The 18,490-nt window shown below is 63.5% G+C and carries 13 protein-coding genes; 8 read left to right on the top strand and 5 right to left on the bottom strand.

The genetic code is table 11. The annotated features are described in order from the left end of the window. Positions 1 to 26: 26 nt before the first annotated feature. Positions 27 to 3,212: a DUF6701 domain-containing protein gene (locus tag GTP46_RS00505; protein ID WP_161004691.1), complete on the top strand. Its 3,186-nt coding sequence runs from the start codon at positions 27 to 29 to the stop codon at positions 3,210 to 3,212. Between the two features lie 53 nt (positions 3,213 to 3,265). After that, the gene (locus tag GTP46_RS00510) at positions 3,266 to 3,961 is read left to right on the top strand and encodes a dienelactone hydrolase family protein (protein ID WP_161004692.1); all 696 of its coding nucleotides are present in this window, start codon (positions 3,266 to 3,268) and stop codon (positions 3,959 to 3,961) included. Here the strand turns inward: GTP46_RS00510 and GTP46_RS00515 are convergent. Next, complete coding sequence (locus GTP46_RS00515) at positions 3,958 to 5,793, bottom strand: GGDEF domain-containing protein (RefSeq protein WP_161004693.1); 1,836 nt, start codon at positions 5,791 to 5,793, stop codon at positions 3,958 to 3,960. The two genes, GTP46_RS00510 and GTP46_RS00515, sit on opposite strands and share 4 nt — an antisense overlap. Before the next feature lie 55 nt (positions 5,794 to 5,848). Then, on the bottom strand, positions 5,849 to 6,313 hold the full coding sequence (locus tag GTP46_RS00520; RefSeq protein ID WP_161004694.1) for a hypothetical protein: 465 nt from the start codon (positions 6,311 to 6,313) through the stop codon (positions 5,849 to 5,851). 118 nt (positions 6,314 to 6,431) lie between these two features. On the opposite strand from GTP46_RS00520, the gene GTP46_RS00525 reads away from it, so the two are divergent. After that, on the top strand, positions 6,432 to 6,875 hold the full coding sequence (locus GTP46_RS00525; protein WP_161004695.1) for a thioesterase family protein: 444 nt from the start codon (positions 6,432 to 6,434) through the stop codon (positions 6,873 to 6,875). 3 nt (positions 6,876 to 6,878) lie between these two features. Here GTP46_RS00525 and GTP46_RS00530 read toward each other — a convergent pair whose 3' ends face one another. Beyond that, positions 6,879 to 7,370 carry a DUF3016 domain-containing protein gene (locus tag GTP46_RS00530; RefSeq protein WP_161004696.1) on the bottom strand — a complete coding sequence of 164 codons (492 nt, stop codon included), beginning with the start codon at positions 7,368 to 7,370 and terminating at the stop codon, positions 6,879 to 6,881. Between the two features lie 92 nt (positions 7,371 to 7,462). Further along, positions 7,463 to 8,668 (bottom strand): MFS transporter, encoded by a 1,206-nt coding sequence (locus tag GTP46_RS00535; protein WP_161004697.1) that lies wholly within the window; start codon positions 8,666 to 8,668, stop codon positions 7,463 to 7,465. Between the two features lie 101 nt (positions 8,669 to 8,769). Between GTP46_RS00535 and GTP46_RS00540 the strand changes: the two genes are divergently transcribed. After that, positions 8,770 to 9,690 carry a LysR family transcriptional regulator gene (locus tag GTP46_RS00540; protein ID WP_161004698.1) on the top strand — a complete coding sequence of 307 codons (921 nt, stop codon included), beginning with the start codon at positions 8,770 to 8,772 and terminating at the stop codon, positions 9,688 to 9,690. A gap of 184 nt (positions 9,691 to 9,874) precedes the next feature. Next, entirely contained in the window at positions 9,875 to 11,536 is a 1,662-nt protein-coding gene (locus GTP46_RS00545; protein WP_161004699.1) for a methyl-accepting chemotaxis protein, read from the top strand. A 770-nt stretch (positions 11,537 to 12,306) separates the two neighbouring features. On the opposite strand, the gene GTP46_RS00555 is transcribed toward GTP46_RS00545, so the two are convergent. Then, positions 12,307 to 13,230, bottom strand: a complete 924-nt coding sequence (locus GTP46_RS00555; RefSeq protein WP_161004701.1) for a LysR family transcriptional regulator — start codon at positions 13,228 to 13,230, stop codon at positions 12,307 to 12,309. Positions 13,231 to 13,541: 311 nt separating this feature from the next. On the opposite strand from GTP46_RS00555, the gene GTP46_RS00560 reads away from it, so the two are divergent. The 3 genes from GTP46_RS00560 to GTP46_RS00570 all read left to right on the top strand — a co-directional run bounded on the left by GTP46_RS00560 (position 13,542) and on the right by GTP46_RS00570 (position 18,490). Beyond that, positions 13,542 to 15,047, top strand: coding sequence for a response regulator (locus GTP46_RS00560; RefSeq protein WP_161004702.1), 1,506 nt, complete (start codon positions 13,542 to 13,544; stop codon positions 15,045 to 15,047). Positions 15,048 to 15,136: 89 nt separating this feature from the next. Further along, a complete protein-coding gene (locus GTP46_RS00565) occupies positions 15,137 to 17,575 on the top strand; it encodes a TonB-dependent receptor plug domain-containing protein (RefSeq protein WP_161004703.1) in 2,439 nt (812 codons plus the stop codon). Positions 17,576 to 17,587: 12 nt separating this feature from the next. Then, entirely contained in the window at positions 17,588 to 18,490 is a 903-nt protein-coding gene (locus GTP46_RS00570; RefSeq protein WP_161004704.1) for an SAM hydrolase/SAM-dependent halogenase family protein, read from the top strand.

Consider the following 18,490-nt stretch of genomic DNA (forward strand, 5'->3'; position numbering starts at 1 on the left):
TTCAGGCAGACATGCCCAGGTGATCTATGACATCCAACTGCATCAAATTCGTGTGGCTTATCGTTTTAACCATGTTGATGGGCAGCGCCTCGGCGGCCAACATCAACTTCGACGGTAGCAGCATCCCTGCCTGCCCACTGAGCGGCAGCACCTACAATTGCGCCGCCGGCATTGCCATGGGCGCCACCGATTTCGTCGTCATCTCCAGCGGCTATACCGTGGTGACGTCTGCTTTCTCGCCCAGCTACAACCAGGGCCTGACCATCAACAGCGGCGGCGCCTTGCAAAGCAGCGGCAGCATCGACCTGTCCAATATCAATCCCGGCAACGTCAGCACTGGCGGCAGCACGCTGAAGGCGGCGGGCAGCTTCACGCTGGGCTCCAGCACCACCATCAACGGCTCGGTGGTGGCCGGCAGCATCAGCACCAACTCAGGCGACACCATCACCGGCAACGTCACCGTCAGCGGCCTGGCCGACCTCGGCTCCGGCATCAAGATCAACGGCAGCGTAACGGCCAACGCGGTCAAGACCAACTCGCCCGGCACCATCGGCGGCGCCATCACCTCCGCCACCACGGTGGCCATGGGCTCCAGCCTGACCGTGGGCGGCAACGTCAGCGGCACCACCATTACCAGTACCTCGCCGGTCTACATCACCGGCAATGTCAACGCCACCACCTCTTTCACGCTGGCGTCGGGCAGCACGGTGACCGGCAACATCACCTCGCCGACCGTCACGCTGAGTCCATCGAACAGCACGGTCACAGGCAATATCAGCGCCAGCAATTCGCTCGACGTCGGCAGCGGCGTGACCATCACCGGCAGCGTCACCGGCGGTTCGCTGACCTTGCGCGCCTCTAATGCCGTGATCAACGGCAGCGCCACCATGACCGGCGATGTCGACATGGGTTCAGGCACCAGCATCAACGGCGACCTGTCGGCGCACAACGTCACCATGCATTCCAGCAGCGCCGCCATCAACGGCAACGCATCGGTCAACGCGATTTACATCGACTGGGGCGACAGCGTCTCCAAGACCATCACCTGCACCGGCCCCAGTGCCTCGGGCTGCAGCTGCGTGACCACGGCCGATCCCAACTATCACCCGACCTGCGGCGCAGCGCCGGCCGGCATGCCGCATCACTTCAAGATCAACCACAGCGGCAGCGCCCTGACCTGCCAGCCGCAGACCGTAACCGTGACCGCTTGCGCCAACGCCGCCTGCACCGCGCCCAACTTCACCAGCAATATCGATGTCACCTTGCAGCCGGGCGGACAGACCTTCACCGTCAGCGGCGGCGTCAACAGCGCGGCCACGGTGCAGTCCAAGACCGCCGGCACCTACACGCTGTCGGCCACCGCCAGCGGCGTGACCAACGCCACCACCTGCGTCAACAGCGGCAGCGGTGCGGCGTGCGACATGGTGTTCACGGACACCGGCCTGACCGTTACCGCCACCAACCACGTCTCGCTGACGCCCGGCGTGCTGGTCACGGTCCAGGCGCTGACCGCCTCGTCCGGCCAGCCCAGCTGCGTGCCGCTAATCGCCAACAAGACGGTGAACGTGGACATGGCGTGCAGCTACCAGAATCCCACCAGCGGCACGCTGACCGTCGGCATCGGTTCGAAAAACGCCGCCTGCGGCCCCAATGCGTTTGGCGCTACAGTGCCGGTGCCGCTGACCTTCGACGCCAGCGGCAAGGCCACGGCTGCGCTGTCGTATGCCGACGTTGGCATGGTCGGCATCAGCGCCAGTTATGCCACCTCCAGCCTCGGCGCCGTCGGCAACGGCACGTTCTATGCCGCGCCGGCGCGCTTCCGGGTCACCGCCACCAATGCCGCCAACACCATCACCCTCGACTCCAATGCGCAGAACGCCATGCCGAATACCGTGTTTGCCAAGGCCAGCGAGGCGTTCACGCTAGCCGTTACTGCCGTCAACTACAACGGCACGGCCACGCCCAACTTCGGCAAGGAGACCACGGCGTCGAAAGTGAAGGTGACGCCGACTGTCAACAAAGGAAATGACTCGCCGATCGCGGCGCCAGTGCCGTCAGGCACCGGCAGCAGCGGTGCACTGACCTATGCCTTCCCGGCCTTCACCAGCGGCGCCAGCAGCGCCAGCGCCAATTTCGACGACGTTGGCTATACCAAGCTGGTGGTTTCGCTGGACGACGGCACCGCCACGCCGCTGCCCTACTACCTCGGACAAACGCTGGCCAGTTTTCAGACCAGCGGCACGCTATACGTCGCCCGCTTCGTGCCCGACCACTTCGATACCGTGCTGGTGGCGAACACCGGCAGCACGCCGGCCAATCTTGCCACCATGGCCTGCCCGTCGCCAACGTCCAGCATTTATCCGTGCAGCGGCAATACCACCTTCACGCACTCGAAACAGAACTTCTTCGTGAATGTTCTGGCCTACAACGGCGCCGCCACGCCGGCGCTGACCGCCAATTACGCCGGATCGCTGGCCAAAGCCATCACCCTGCAAGCCATGACGGCCAAGGGTGGCAGCACCGTGGACAGCAAAGGCGCGTTTAGCTGGAGCCAGGAAGGCCCACCAGTGCCGTCCCCGGCACCCGCCCGCTACACCTTTACCAGCGGCACCGGCACGCTGGACATGACCGGCGTCAGCACCGCCAATCTGCCGGCTTACGTGTTCACCAGCACCTACCTTGCTACCAGCCCCGGCCCGCTGCCGGTCACCATCTACTTGCGCGCCAACGATGTCGACGGTGTCAGCTCCCTGCGCACCTCAGCCGGCAATTCCGTGGAAGCGCCGCTGACCGTCGTCAATGGCCGCCTGCTGGTGACCAATGCCTATGGCTCGCCGACCTCGTCGCTGCCGGTGCCGGTCAGCGCCCAGTATTTCTTGTCGAGCGGTTACGTGTCCAACCCGCTGGCGCAGGCCACCAGTGCCGGCAAAATCAGCAGCTACATCACCTTCAGCAATTGCCAGAAAGCGCTGGCCGGTTACTGCGGCACGCTCAAGCTGTACGATACCAACTCGCTGCTGACGATCACCAACGGCACCGGCAAATTCACGCTGGCGGCGCCGACGCCGACCATCAGCGGCATCGGATCGGCCGATGTCATTTTGAAAAACAGCACTACCGACCTGATTCCCTTCCTGCCCAGCACCACCGGGCGCGTCACCTTCGGCGTCTACCGCTCCGGACCGGTGATTTACACGCGCGAAATATACTAAGCCGCAAAACAGAGTAGGATGCCCACTTTCTGAACCACCCAGCAAGGAACATCATGGAAACCAATTCCCAGTGGATCGATATTGAAACCAGCGACGGCAAGTTCGGCGCCTACCTGTCGCTGCCGCGCGGCGGCAAGGGTCCGGGCATCGTGCTGCTGCAAGAGATCTTCGGCGTCAACCAGCATATCCGCAACGTCGCCGACCAGTACGCCGCCGACGGCTACGTGGTGCTGGCGCCGGACATGTTCTGGCGCCAGGGTGCCCGCATCGAACTGGGCTACGATGGCGACGACTGGCAACGCGCCGTCGCGCTGATGCAAGCCACCGATTTCGCCATCGCGCAACAAGACATCGCCGCCACCATCAAAGTGCTGCGCAGCCTGGACGGCGTGGATAAAGTGGCGTCGGTCGGCTACTGCTTCGGCGGCCGCCTGTCCTACCACACTGCGGCCAACGGCCTGGTGGATGCAGCCGTGGCCTACTACGGCGGCGGCATCCAGAACGCGCTGGACCGCGCACCGGAAATCAAGGTGCCGGTGCTGATGCACTTCGGCGCCGCCGACAGCCACATCCCGCTGGACGCGGTGAAGAGCATCGCCGAACGCTTTGAAGACAATGAGCAGGTTGAGATCCACGTCTACGAAGGCGCCGAACACGGCTTTAACTGCAACCACCGTGGTTCGTACCACCAGCGCGCCGCCGCCGAAGCACGCGGCAATTCGCTGGTGTTCCTGAGCGAGCAGATCTAATTCTGCAATAGCGCGCGCAGCTGCGCCACCGACAGCGGCTGTTCATCGGCCGCGCGGTCGCGCAGCGCCGTCAGGATGCGCACGATGGCATCCGGGGTGCGCGCTGCGCTGAAGTACCAGCCTTGCACGCGGTCCGCCCCATGCGCGGCCAGCCACAGCAGGTCGGCCTCCTCTTCCAGCCCCTCGCACAGCAGCTCGGCCTTGAATAGTTCCGAGATGCCCTGGATCAGCTGGAACAGGCCGGCCACTTTCTCGCTGCCGGCCACGCCGCTGACAAACTGGCGGTCCACCTTGAGCCGATCGAACGGGAAGCTGCTGATCGCATCCAGATTGGAATAGCCGGTGCCGAAATCATCGACCGCAATGCGCGCTCCCAGTTCACGGAATTCTGCCACCCGCGGCGCTACCAGCTCCACCGTTTCCAGCAGCTGGCTCTCGGTCACTTCAAACTCCAGCATATGGCCGGGAATGGCGTAACGTTCCAGCTCGGCGGTCAGGTCGGCAATCACTTGCGGATGCAGTAGCGAGCGGCGCGAGAAGTTCAGCGACACCGGCACCACCGGCAAGCCGGCATCGAGCCAGCCGCGCATATCACGGCACACTTGCACCAGCACCAGCATGTCGAGCTGGTAGATTTTTTCGGTACTCTCCGCCAGCGGGATAAAGCTGTTCGGGAACACCATGCCGCGCACCGGGTGCTGCCAGCGCACCAGCGCTTCCATGCCGATCAAGGTGCCGTGCGTGAAATCGACCTGCGGCTGGTAGTGCGCCATCAGCACGCCGTGGCGCGCATCGCCGTCGAGCGCGCCCTGCAGCTCGAACACCATGTGCGAGCGCGTCAGCAGCTCGGCGCCGTATTCCTTGACCGTGGTGCGCTGCAGGTGGCCGACTATCGACGACGAGGCCGTATCGGCCGCATCCAGCAGCGCTACCGCCGAGCCGGTGTACGGCGTGTCGTGATGCTCGATGCCGACCCGCGCGTGCAGCGTGTGGGCGCCGCCCTGCCCCAGCAAGAACGGCGCGCTGAGCAGGTCCTTGAGCTGCTCCAGCTGGATCGCATGCTCGTCGCGGTCGCCAAACAGGGCAAACGCAAAATGGTCGCCGCCAAGGTGGCCGGCCAGGTTTTCCGGTCCGGCCCATCCGGCCAGCCGCTGGCCCATCTCGCGCAGTACCTGGTCGCCCTGCAGGCGGCCGAACACATCATTGAGGCGGCGGAAGCCGGCCAGGTTGACGTAGCCGACCACCACGTGCGACAGCGTGGTCTGCTCCACTCCCAGCTGCAGGTGGTGCAGGAACACGTGGCGGTTGGACATGCCGGTAACTTCATCGCAGTAGCGCAGCTCCAGCGTGTCAACCACCAACCGGGCCATGCCCTGCAACATCATGCGCTGCTCGCGCGCCAGCTTGCGCGGGCGCGCCGTCATCACCCACAAAGTGCCCAGCAGGTAGCCGCGCGCGCCCAGCAAGGGCACGGCGGCGTAATGGCGCAGGAATGGTGCGTTGGTAACCAGCGGATTGGTGCGGAAGCGCGCATCGGCATCGGCGTCTTCTATTTCGAAAAAATCGGATTCGGTGGCGGCGCCCACCACCCAGGTGCAGAAGGAACCGGCGCGCGGTACATGGCGCACTTCCACGCCCACGCGCGACGGCAGCCAGATCTGCGACTGGTAGACGATGCTGATGCCGCCGATATCCGCGCCCACCGATTTGATGGCCAGTTCGGTAATCAGGTCCAGCTTGGGGTCGGATTCGTCCAGCGTGATGGCGTAACGGGACAGTTCAGCCAAGCGCCGTTGCTCGGCTTCGGGTTCCTGCAAGGCGCTGCTCTCCATGCTCGCTCCCTCAAAGGCTAGCTTGCATGGTGACATATTACGGTAGCGTTTGCATCTATTTTCCCAGCGCTTTCAGGCGCCGTAGCTGCAAAGTCACGCCCACCAGGAACAGCAGCAACAGCACGCCGGTCACGCCTTTTAGCTCGGGCGCCTCGGCGCTGGCCAGCAAGGGCGCGCCATACGGCAGGCGGGTAGAGGCTTCGGTCACGGCCGGGATCATGTGGAACAAAAACGTCAGCGAATACAGGACCGTGGTCACCTTCAGCGACTTGACCTTCCACGCTGCGGCCAGCACCAGCAAGGTGATGATGCCCAGCACATGCGGTTTGCCAAAACCGCCATGTTGATAAATGCCGAAGCCCGTCACGCAGGTCAGCACCGTAGTCCAGAGGTACAGCTTGCCGAGGGAGTTGCCGGGATCGATGCCCTTGTCGCGGAAGAAGGCGACCACGGCCGCCGCCACCGCCACCAGGCTGATCAAAGTATGCAGCACGCCCAAATAGGTGAGACCGTAGATCATTGCGCATCCTTTCAAGGTTGGTGGCTAGATCGTACACATTATTACAGCTGAGGTCTTACCACGAAAGAGCTATTGCCGGCTGCGTTAAAATGGCGGCATCATTGTTGAGGACTACATCATGGCGCGTTTGAAACTGGATTTCCCGGACGAGTTGTTTATTTTTTCCACCCAGCTGACGGTGCGGGTGACCGACATTAACGGCGCCAACCACCTCGGCAACGACTCGATGATTTCCATGATCTCGGAAGCACGGGCGCGCTTCCTGTACGATCACGGCGTGCAGGAGACCAGCGCCGATGGCGTTGGCATCATCATCACCGACCTGGCCACCACCTACCGCGCCGAAGCGCATGCGCGCGACCAGCTGGTGTTTGAAGTGGGGGTAATGGATTTCAACCAGTACGGCGGCGACATCATTTTCCGCATCAGCCGTCCGCGCGACGGCAAGCTGGTGGCGATGGCCAAGTATGGCTTCGTCTTCTTCAACTACAAGAGCAGCCAGGTCACCCCCATGCCGCCGGAGTTCCTGGCCAAGTTCCCGAAAGTGAACCGCCTCGATTAAGGCTTAGCGCTTGGCGACTTTAGGGACGATGGATTTGTTGAACCAGTCGTCCAGCATCTGCTTTTCATAGCGCAGCGGATCGCTGTCGAAATGGGCGCCGAAGCGGTTCTGGTAATTCATGTCCGACAGTTCTTCATCGCCGCTGCGCAGCACCTGGCCATCTTGCTCCAGCGTGTATTTCAGGTGCATATGCGGCCAGTCGGCGCCACCATTCATGACGCGGATGTCTTCGGCGGCGCGGCGCGGATAGAGGCGGCCGGCCAGGTCAATATCCAGCACCTCGATCTTCAGCGACTGCCCGGCGGGCAGCTTCTTCTCCAGCGACTTGAAGTAGTCGGTAAATTGCTGCAGCGTGCGGTCACGGTCGATCACGCCGCGCGGCACGTCGCTGAAGTCTTCCGGCTTGACGTAGCTGACGGAGACTTGCGCCCAGGCGGCGCTGGTGGCCAGCATCGCCGCAGCGGCGGCCAATATGGATTTATTCAACAGGCGCATGGTGCTTCTCCTTCACAGTAGTTCATGCGAACAATATAGCCCGTTTCGGCGCACCATGCCCGTGCTGAATAAGTTTGTTACCAATTGCCTCGTTAGTGCAATTCGGCAGCCAGCGCGCCCGCCGGTTGCGCGCCGGTTTGGCGGGCGCCCCACAGCACCAGCAGCAGGGCCAGCACAGTCAGGCTGGCGCCGGCATACATCACCGCTGCATAACCGAGGTGGGCGTTCAGCACGGCGGCGCCGAGCGCTGCACCAATCGCATTGCCAAGATTGAAGGCGCCGATATTGACCGACGACGCCAGGCCAGGCGCTTCGGTGGCAGCGCGCATCACGCGCATCTGCACCGGCGGCACCAGTGCGAAGGCAGCGATGCCCCACACCAGCAAGCCTACCGCAGCGCCAGCCGGCGTCTGGGCCAGCCACGGGAAGGCGAGCATGGTGGCCGCTTCCAGCAGCAGGAAACCGACCAGCGTCTTGTTGATCGAGCGGTCGGCCAGCTTGCCGCCGACCGAATTACCGATGGTGAAGCCAATGCCGATCAACGCCAGCATGGCGGTAATAAAGCCCGGCGTGGCATGGGTAAAGGATTGCAGCGCCGGATTGATGTAGGTGTACAGCGCGAAGGTCGCGCCCGACGCCAGCACCGTGGTCAGCAAGCCTTGCAGCACGACCGGCTGCAGCAGCACTTTCAACTCCTTGCGCACATCTGGCGCCTGGCCGGCGCTGCCTTGTGGCAGAAACAGCAGCAAGGCAGCCATGGCCAGCACGCCCAGCGCGCTGATGGCGCCAAACGATGCGCGCCAGCCCATGGCGTCGCTCAGCCAGGTGGCGGCTGGCACGCCGCCGATGTTGGCGATGGTCAGGCCGAGGAACATCGCCGCCACCGCGCTGGCCTGTTTTTCACGCGGCACCAGGCCGGCAGCAACCACCGAGCCGATTCCGAAGAAGGCGCCGTGGGTCAGGCTGGTGATGACGCGCGCCGCCAGCAGGCTGGCATAGCCGGGAGCGAAGGCCGACAGCAGGTTGCCGACGGTGAAAATCGCCATCAGGGCGATCAGCGCTTTGCGGCGCGGCCAGCGCGCCAGCAACAGTGTCATGAACGGCGCGCCGATGGTGACGCCGATGGCGTAGGCCGACACCAGCAAGCCAGCGGTGGGAATCGACACGTTGACGCCTTGCGCAATCGTCAACAGCATGCCCATCGGGCCAAACTCGGTGGTGCCGATGCCGAAAGCGCCGATGGCCAGCGCCAGCAAGGGCAAGGCGGCGCTGCGTTCTGAAGCAGTAGTGGTGTTCATGTGGGTAGTCCCGGAGAGATTTCTGATGAGAGCATTATGAGGAAACGACTTTCCCAAATAAAGTGCATAATCCTCAAAATACTTTTGCTGATTCTGGAAAAATGAAACTCGTGCTCGATGAACTATCGGTATTCCTGGCGGTGGTCGACAGCGGCTCCCTGACGGCTGCGGCCGACCGTCTCGGACAGCCGGTATCCAACGTCAGCCGCTTGCTGGCACGGCTGGAAGACAAGCTGCAAACCTCGCTACTGCGCCGGACCACACGCCGGCTCGACCTGACCGACGAGGGCCACGCCTTCATCCAGGACGCGCGCGACATCGTGGCATCCGTCTGCAGCGCGGAAGAGCGCATGATGGAGCGGCGCGGCCAGCTGTCCGGGCCGCTGCGGGTGGATGCGGTCACGCCTTTCATGCTGCATGTGATGGTGCCGCTGATGCCCGGCTATCGCGCCCTGCATCCCAAGGTCGAGCTCAAGCTCAGTAGCAACGAGGGCTTTATCGACTTGCTGGAGCGGCGCGTGGATATGGCCATCCGCATCGGCGAGCTGAAAGACTCGACCCTGTACAGCCGCCTGCTCGGCCACACCCGCATCCGCCTGACCGCCAGCCCCGGCTACCTGGCCCGCTACGGCACGCCGCACACCGTGGCCGACCTGGCGCGGCACGAGCTGCTCGGCTTCAGCGAGCTGGAGATGCTCAACCAATGGCCCTTGCTGCGTCCCGACGGCAAGCCGCTGCAAATCACGCCGACACTGGCCTCGCCCAGCGGCGAAACCCTGCGCCAGCTGGCACTGCAAGGCATGGGCATCATGAGCATGTCCGACTTCATGACGGCGGTGGATGTGGCCGAAGGCCGGCTGGTGGAAGTGCTGCCGCAGCTGACGCAGGAAAGGCTCAAGCCGGTGCATGCGGTGTACTACCAGCACTCGACCGTCTCGGCCAAGGTCGCCTCGATGGTGAACTACCTGGCCGACGCCATGCGTGTGGCGGAGACCGCGTGGCCTACGCTGGGCCGCGCTTGAGATAAGCGCTCGTTTCACCAAACCGCTGCAACCCTTCGATAGCTTCGAACGGGTTGGACGGTGCGCACCGCCGCCCCAGAGGGAAACCACCCGCTCGACAGGAAAGCTTGCCAATAAGGCCAATTTTTGCCGCACGGGCGGATGCTAGCCTGATCTCCACGGTTATCCCACTTCTGGGGAGAATATGATGTCGATACTGAGCAAACTGAGCATTGCCAAGCGCCTGCTGATGGGTTTCGCGGTACTCCTGCTGTGCGCACTATTCGCGGTCGGTGTGGCGCTGTCGCGCCTGAGCGCCGTGGCCGAAGCCAGCCGCGAGCTGCTGGACGAACCGCTGGCCACCGAACGCCTGGTCAGCGACTGGAATCGCATCATTTACGCCGGCATCCGCCGCAACCTCGCCATCGTCAAAAACAACGACGGCAGCCTGGCGGCCTTCTTTGCCGAGGAAGTCGCCGAATCGACGCGGCAATCCACGGCGCTGCAACAGCAAATCGAGCAGCACATCAACACCCCGGAAGAAAAACAGCTGTGGCAGCAGCTGCTGGCCGTACGCCAGAACTACATGGCGCTGCGCAACCAGGCGATCCAGCTGAAGAAAGACGGCAAGGCGGCCGAGGCTGACCAAGTGCTGGAACAACAATTCCGCCCGGCTGCCACCGCTTACGGCGATACCCTGCAAGCCCTGCAAGACCAGCAGCGCCGCCGCATCCAGGAAATGGCGGCTGGCATCGAGGAAACCTACGCCAGCAGCCGCCGCCTGATGGGCGTGCTGACTGCGCTGATGGTGGTATTTGTGGCTGTTAGCTCGTGGCTGATCGCTGTCTCGATCACCCGTCCCTTGCAGCAGGCGGTGCAGATGGCGCAACGTGTGGCTGGCGGCGACCTCAGCGTGGTGACGCGGACTACCGCAACGGATGAAACCGGCCTGCTGCTGACTGCGCTGGAACAGATGACCGGCAAGCTGGCCGAGCTGGTCAGCCATGTGCGCACCACTTCGGAAACCATCGGCGTGGCATCGGGCGAAATCGCCAACGGCAACGCCGACCTGTCGATGCGCACCGAGCACCAGGCCGGCGCGCTGGAAGAAACCGCCAGCTCAATGGAAGAACTGACCGCCACCGTGCGCCAGAATGCCGACCATGCCCGCCGCGCCAACGAACTGGCCGTCACCGCCAGCGGCATCGCCAGCCGTGGCGGCGCAGTGGTGCACGATGTGGTGCAACGGATGGACGGCATCCGCCAGAGTTCACGCAAGATCGCCGAGATCAATGGCGTGATCGACGCCATCGCCTTCCAGACCAATATCCTGGCGCTGAATGCGGCAGTGGAAGCGGCCCGTGCCGGTGAACAGGGACGCGGCTTTGCGGTAGTAGCAACCGAAGTGCGCAATCTGGCCCATCGCAGCGCTGCGGCCGCCAAGGAAATCAAACTGCTGATCGCCGACTCGGTAACGCAAGTGGAGCAAGGCAGCGAGCTGGCCGACCGCGCCGGTACGACCATGCAGGAAGTGGTCGACAGCGTCGGCAAGGTGGCGCACATCATGCACGAAATCTCCGACGCCAGCCGCGAGCAAAGCGAAGGGATCGAACAAGTCAACACCGCCGTACTGGCAATGGACGATATGACCCAGCAGAACGCCGCGCTGGTCGAAGAAGCGGCTGCAGCAGCAGGCAGCCTCAAAGATCAGGCGCAAGCGCTGGTAGCGGCAGTCAGCGTGTTCAAGCTGGCGCCCGAGGTGACGGCAGCGCCAGCCGGGCGGCCGGCACGCAAAGCGGACGCCGTCACGCATCGCGCCAGCATCAGCGCAGGCAACCGCCCTCGCCTCGCTCTCGCCGCAGCGTGATGCCATGCGCCGCCACCTTCAGATCATGCTGCCGCTGCTGGCCGGTTTGGCCGGATTAGCCGGTGTAGCCCACGCTGCGCCGGCCAGCCCGGCACAGATCTACGTCAACGGCGTAGCGCCGTTTGCCTACAATGACAACGGCGGCTATCACGGCCTGCTGTACGACATGCTGGCCGCACTGCGCGCCCGCGTGGGCGGCGAGTACGTGATCCGCCCGGTGCCGCTGCGGCGCGCCCAAGTGATGCTGGAATCCCAGCCCGAAACGCTCGCCACACTGGCCCGCTTCGCCGAAGTGGAACAGCGCTACCGCTGGCTGTGCAAGCTGGCCGAGGATCAGCTGGTATTGGTCACCCGCAGCGGCGCCACCTACGACATCAGCTCGCTGGCGGCCGTGCGTCATTTGCGCGTCGGCGTGCTGCTGGGCGGTCCGGCGGAATCGGCGGCGCGCCACGCCGGCCTGCAGCAGATTGAAACCGTCAGCTCGGCAGCGAGCAATGCACGCAAGCTGGCCAATGGCCGCATCGATGTCTGGTTCACGGCGCGCAGCATCGCCCTGTTTGAGCAGCGCGGTGTTGGCGGCAAAGTGGACGATTTGCGTATCGGGCCGGGGGTGCAAACGGCCAGCCAATATCTGGCCGCGCCGCGCAGCATGCCAGACCGCGAAGCGCAGAAATGGCAAAGCGCCTGCAATACCCTGCACGACAATGGCACCTTTGAGCGCATCGCCCAACACTATGAGCAGCAGAGCGCACCGCCCACCTGCAGCGGCCTCAGTCACATATGCCGACATCCCGGCCAGCAAGCAGCGCAGCAGTCAGGCGCGGCTCTCGCAAGCGTTGCAGCCACCACGCCAGCGCGCGGCCTTCCTGATCGCCGCGCCAGGCGACGTACGTGACATTGGGCTCGCGCTGGTCGACGGTTTTTTTCTCCACCAGGTCGCCGCTCGCCAGCAGACTGGCGACCCGTTTGCGCGGCAGCCAGCCGACGCCCAGGCCGATACTCTGGGCATGGATCTTGGCATGCATGCTGGCCACCGCCAGCACCGGCTGGCCGTTCAGTTTGCCGTAAGCGCGGCCCTGGCCTTCGCGCGACGAGTCAGCCACCACCACGGCGCGGTGCTGCTGGATCGCCTCGCGCGTCAGGGGGCCACACACGTGCGCCAGCGGATGGCGCGCCGACACCGCAAACACCCACTCCAGCTGCCCCAGCTCGAACCAGCGCAAGTCCTGGATCGCCGGCGGTTCGTTGGTGGCGCCGATCACCAGGCCGGCGCGGCCGCTGCGCAGCGCTTCCCAGGTCCCGCCCAGCACCTCGGTGGTCAGCCGCAGCGACACGCCGGACTGCAATTGGTCGAAGTCGGCAATCAGCGGCGCGAGGATTTCAAATTCAAACAGTTCGTCGCTGACGATGCACAGCCGTTCCTCCCAGCCGCTGGCGATCTGGCGGATGCGCTGCGTCGCCCGGCAAGACTCCTGCATCATGCGCGCCGCCTCGTCGGCCAGTACGCGGCCAGCTGGCGTCAGTTCCAGCCGGTAGCGGCGGCGGTCGAACAGCAGCGCGTCGAAGCGCTCCTCCAGCTGGCGCGCGCTATACGACACCGTCGATGGCGCCTTCCCCAGCCGCGCCGCCGCGCGCGACAGGCTGCCGCACTCGCGTATCGCCTCAATCAAAGCCAATTCTTCCTCGGACAGCATGAGCGCCTCGTGAAATGGTGATGACTACGTGATAACTACCCGCCAACCATTGTAGCCACACCGGCGAATAGAATTTCAAAAAATCTTTGTTTTTCGATAGCAATATTGCCAAAAACGAAGTATTGTTGTGAGTGCCGTGCGCGTTACAGAAGACTAACGCCGCGCCGTCGCAAAGTACTGTGGCGTACAATAATTCTCATCAAGTGTTGTGCAGAGCAACGGGAATATTTATTGCCTGTTGTTAATGGCTGTGGGTCAGACTACAATCGGAAAATTCATCTCTGTCGTGTCATTTTGCGGAACTCGTTCATATGTCTTTTTTGTCTTCTGCTTCGCCCAAGTTAGCACCGTGGAAAGTTCTGTTAGTCGACGACGAACCGGACATCCATGACATCACCAAGCTGACCCTGAGCCGCTTCCGCCTCGACGGCCGTGCCCTGACCTTCCTGCACGCCTACAGCGGCGCCGAAGCCAAGGAAGTGATGGCGCGCGAGACCGACATCGCGCTGGTGTTCCTCGACGTGGTGATGGAAAAAGAAGACAGCGGCCTCGAAGTGGCGCGCTGGATGCGCGAAGACGCCGACAACCAGTTCACCCGCATCGTGCTGCGCACCGGCCAGCCCGGCCAGGCGCCGGAAGAACGCGTGATCGTCAATTACGACATCAACGATTACAAAGAAAAGACCGAACTGGACCGCACCAAGCTGTTCACCACCACCTTCGCTGCCCTGCGCGCCTACCGCGACATCATGAAGGTGGAAGAAGCGCACCGCGCCCAGATCAACTACCGCGAAGGCCTGGAGCGCGTGATTGCCGCCTCGGCTCACATCTTCCAGCAACGCAACCTGAAAGACTTCGCCAACGGCCTGCTGCAGCAAGTGGTAGCGCTGCTGCGCCTTGAGCACAGCATGCTGCTGCGCCTGCGCGGCGCCACCGCCATCAGCGGCGAGAACGAATACGAAATCCTGGCCCAGATCGGCGACGAGGAAGGCTCGCTGCTGACGCCGGAAGTGATGGCCCAGCTGGACGCCGCCAAGAGCAACAAGATCTCGCGCGTGGAAGGCGACACCTACATCGGCTACTTCCCCAACAGCAGCGGCAAGGCTTCGCTGCTGGTGCTGAAGGGCGTGGAAGAAATCTCGGACATCGACACCAAGCTGCTGGAAGTGTTCTGCTCCGGCGTTGCCATCGCCTTCGACAACATCCTGCTGAATCAGGAAATCACCGACACCCAGGCCGAACTGATCCTGCGCCTCGGCGACGTGGTCGAATCGCGCTCCAACGAAGCTGGCAACCACGTGCGCCGCATGTCGGAAGTGTGCCACCTGCTGGCCCTGGAAGCCGGCCTGCCGGAGGACGAAGTGGCCGTGCTGCGTCACGCCGCGCCGATGCACGACATCGGCAAGATCGCCACGCCAGACGCGGTGCTGCTCAAGCCGGGTAAGCTCGATGCAGCCGAATGGGAAATCATGAAACAGCACCCGGCGGTCGGCCTGTCCATCCTCGATGGCTCGCAGCGCCCGATCCTGAAAGCGGCCGCCGTGATCGCCCACCAGCACCATGAAAAATTCGACGGCAGCGGCTATCCGCAAGGCCTGAAGGGCCATGACATCCACCCGTACGCGCGCATCGTTGCCGTAGCCGATGTGTTCGACGCGCTGATGCACAAGCGCTGCTACAAGGAAGCGTGGCCGATCGAGAAGGTGGTTGAGCACCTGCGCGAAGTGTCCGGCCATCATCTGGATCCGGTGTATGTCGATCTGCTAATCAAGAACATCGACAAGGCACTTGCCATCAATGAACGCTTGCCTGATTGAATAAGCATATTTGCAATTGATCGTAGGAAGTCGATTTCCTTGCCCGTAAGATCGTGGTCTGCCTCACCAGACCACGCAAGGAAATCGCGATGCACAAACACGTACTCCCTCCTCTCCTGCTGTTAGCCGAAGTGCTGGCAGCACTGCCAGCCGCGCAAGCTCAAGACACTTCCGCCATCGACCAGGTCACCATCGTCGGTTCACGCGCGCGCAACCGTACCGTGTTCGACTCCGCCGTGCCGATCGACCGCTTTGGCGCGCGCGAAGTGGAGAACGCCTTGTCCAGCGGCGAAGTGGGCGCGGCCTTGCAGGCGCTGGCGCCATCCATCAATTTTCCACGGATTGAATCGAGCGGCGCGTCGGACTCGGTGCGCGGCGTGCAGCTGCGCGGCCTGGCGCCCGACCAGGTGCTGGTGCTGATCAACGGCAAACGCCGCCACGCCAGCGCCGTGCTGGATACCGAGAGCAGCTTTGCCGGCACCGTGCCGGTCGACGTCAACGCGATTCCGCCAGGCGCCATCGATCACATTGAAATCCTGCGCGACGGCGCTGGTGCGCAGTACGGCAGCGACGCCGTGGCCGGCGTCATCAACATCGTGCTGAAGCAGCAGCGCACCGGCGGCTCGGCCTCGGTCAGCTACGGCGCCAACCACACCGACTTCAAGCCGACCAACGAGAAGAAGACCGACGGCCAGACCAAGATCGTCAACGCCGATTATGGTGTGCCGCTGGGCGATGCCGGCTTCCTGCGCTTCGGCGCCGAGAGCCGCAGCCGCAATCCAACCCAGCGCGCCGGCTTCAGCGATGCGGGCTGGACTTCGTGGAATTCCACTCCGGCCGACCTCGCGCTCGATCACAAGGTGGTGTTCAAATCGGGCGACTCGCAATCACATAACAACTACGCCTTCTACAACGCGCTGCTGCCGTTGAGCGAGGGAGTCGACGCTTACTCATTCGCTACGCTGAACAAGCGCCAATCGGACGGCAGCGCCTACTTCCGCTATCCGGGCGATCCATCGAACGTGCTGGCGCTATATCCTAACGGCTACCGCCCGGTCACGCATGGCAACCAGAGCGACGTCAGCGTGGTGGCCGGCCTGCGCATTGCCAGCGGCGCCTGGAACTGGGACTTGAGCGCCCGCCATGGCGGCAACATCTTCCACTACGACCTGAGCAATTCGGCCAACGCCTCACTGGGTGCGCAGAGCCCGACCAGCTTCCACCTCGCCACCTTCGACTATCGCCAGGATGCGCTGAACGCCGACCTGACACGCGAGCTCAACTTCGGCGGCGTGCCAGTCAACCTGGCCGTGGGCGCGGAATACAGCCGCGAGACCTACACCAGCTCGCCAGGCGATGCTGCCTCATACGCCGCCGGTCCGGTCACTGATGCACCGCCGGGCGCACAAGCGGGCCCGGGCCTGCGTCCGCAAGACGCGTTTGACGGCAGCCGCCATCTGAGCTCGGTGTACGCTGACGTCGAAAGCGACCTGAGCAAGCAGCTGCTGGTAGGCGCAGCCGTGCGCTACTCGGACTACAGCGACTTCGGCAGCGCCAGCACCGGCAAGCTGTCGGCACGCTACAAGTTCACCGATAACTTCCTGCTGCGTGGCTCAGTATCGAACAGCTTCCGCGCGCCGGCGCTGGTGCAGACCGGCTTCCGCTTCTCCACGCTCAACTTCAATAGCGACGGCAGCGGCTTGCAGACCGCCTCGCTGCTGCCGGCCAGCGATCCATTGGCGCGCGCATTCGGCGCGCAGGCGCTGAAACCGGAGAAGTCGACCAACCTGTCGCTGGGCCTGGCATGGAAGCTGGCGCGCAACACCAGCTTCACGCTGGATGGCTACCGCATCAAGATCAAGGACCGCATCACCCGCACCAGCGATTTGCAAAGCGATGCGGCCACCGCCTACCTCGCCAGCATCGGCCGCAACGACATCCAGTCGGTGGCCTACCTGGCCAACCTGCTGGACACCACCACCAGCGGCCTGGACGCAGTGCTGAACCACGACCTGCCACTGGCCGGCGGCAAGCTGAACCTGAGCGCAGCACTCAACCTCAACCACACCGGCATCGATGCCGTGCACCAAAGCTCGGCGGCCTTGGCCAAGATCGATCCAACGCTGACCGTGCTGACCGACACCAGCCTGTTCCGCATCCGCAATGCCTCGCCGAAGAACAAGCTGGTGCTGGGCGCCGACTGGCAGGCCGCGCAGTGGAGCTTGCTGGCGCGCGCCACCCGCTTCGGCCCGCTGAAAGACTTCTCGTATGACGAAGATGCCGAAGTCATCGACGGCGTCCACGCCCAGCGCTTCGGCGCCGTGTGGACGCTGGACGTGGAAGCGCAATACAAGCTGACCAAGCAGCTGACCGCCTCCATCGGAGCCGATAACCTGCTGGACCGCTACCCGCAGCGCGTGCGCGAGACCAACAACGCCACCTACGGCGGCGCCCTGCCCTACAACTTCATCAACCCGATCGGCGTGAACGGTGCATACTTCTACGGCCGCATTCGCTACACTTTCTAAACAAGGATAACCATGAAAAAACTGCTGACCGCCCTTGCCCTGAGCGCCGCACTGGCCTCGCCGGCCTTCGCCGCCAAAAACGCGCTGGTGCTGCAAACCGACTTCGGCACCTCCGACGGCGCCGTGTCCGCCATGCGCGGCGTGGCCTATGGCGTCGATGCCAGCCTGACGGTGGCCGACCTGACCCACAACATTCCCGACTACGACATCTGGGTCGGCGGCTACCGCCTGTTCCAGACCGCGAACTACTGGCCTGAAGGTACGGTGTTTGTGTCGGTGATCGATCCGGGCGTGGGCACTGCGCGCAAGTCAGTGGTGTTGAAAACCAAAGCCGGCCGCTACTTCGTCGGCCCGGACAATGGCCAGTTCACCCTGATCGCCGAGCGCGACGGCGTGGCCGAGCTGCGCGAGATCGATGAGAAGGTCAACCGCCTGGCCGGCTCCGGCGAGTCCTACACCTTCCACGGCCGCGACGTGTACGCCTATGTCGGCGCGCGCCTGGCGTCGGGCGCCATCAGCTACGAGCAAGTGGGCCCGCTGCTGGCGAGCGATTCGGTGGTGAAGATCCAGTATCAAAAAGCGGTGCGCAATGGTGACACCATCCGCGGCATCATCCCGGTGCTGGACGTTAAGTACGGCAATGTGTGGACCAATATTCCGAAGTCGCTGTTTGCGGAATTGAATATCGGCGTGCACGACAAGGTGCAAGTGCGCATCCTGCACAAGGGCAAAGAGATCAACAAGGTGGTGGCACCGTTCGAACACACCTTTGGCGGCGTGGCCAAGGGCAAACCGCTGGTCTACCTGAACAGCCTGCTGGAAGTGGCGGTGGCCATCAGCCAGGGCAATTACGCCGCCAAGTACAAGGTGGATTCCGGCGTGGATTGGGAAATCGAAATCAGCAAGGCCAAGTAA

The organism is Duganella flavida, from assembly GCF_009857445.1.
In the GTDB taxonomy this organism is placed as follows: Bacteria; Pseudomonadota; Gammaproteobacteria; order Burkholderiales; family Burkholderiaceae_D; genus Rugamonas; species Rugamonas flavida.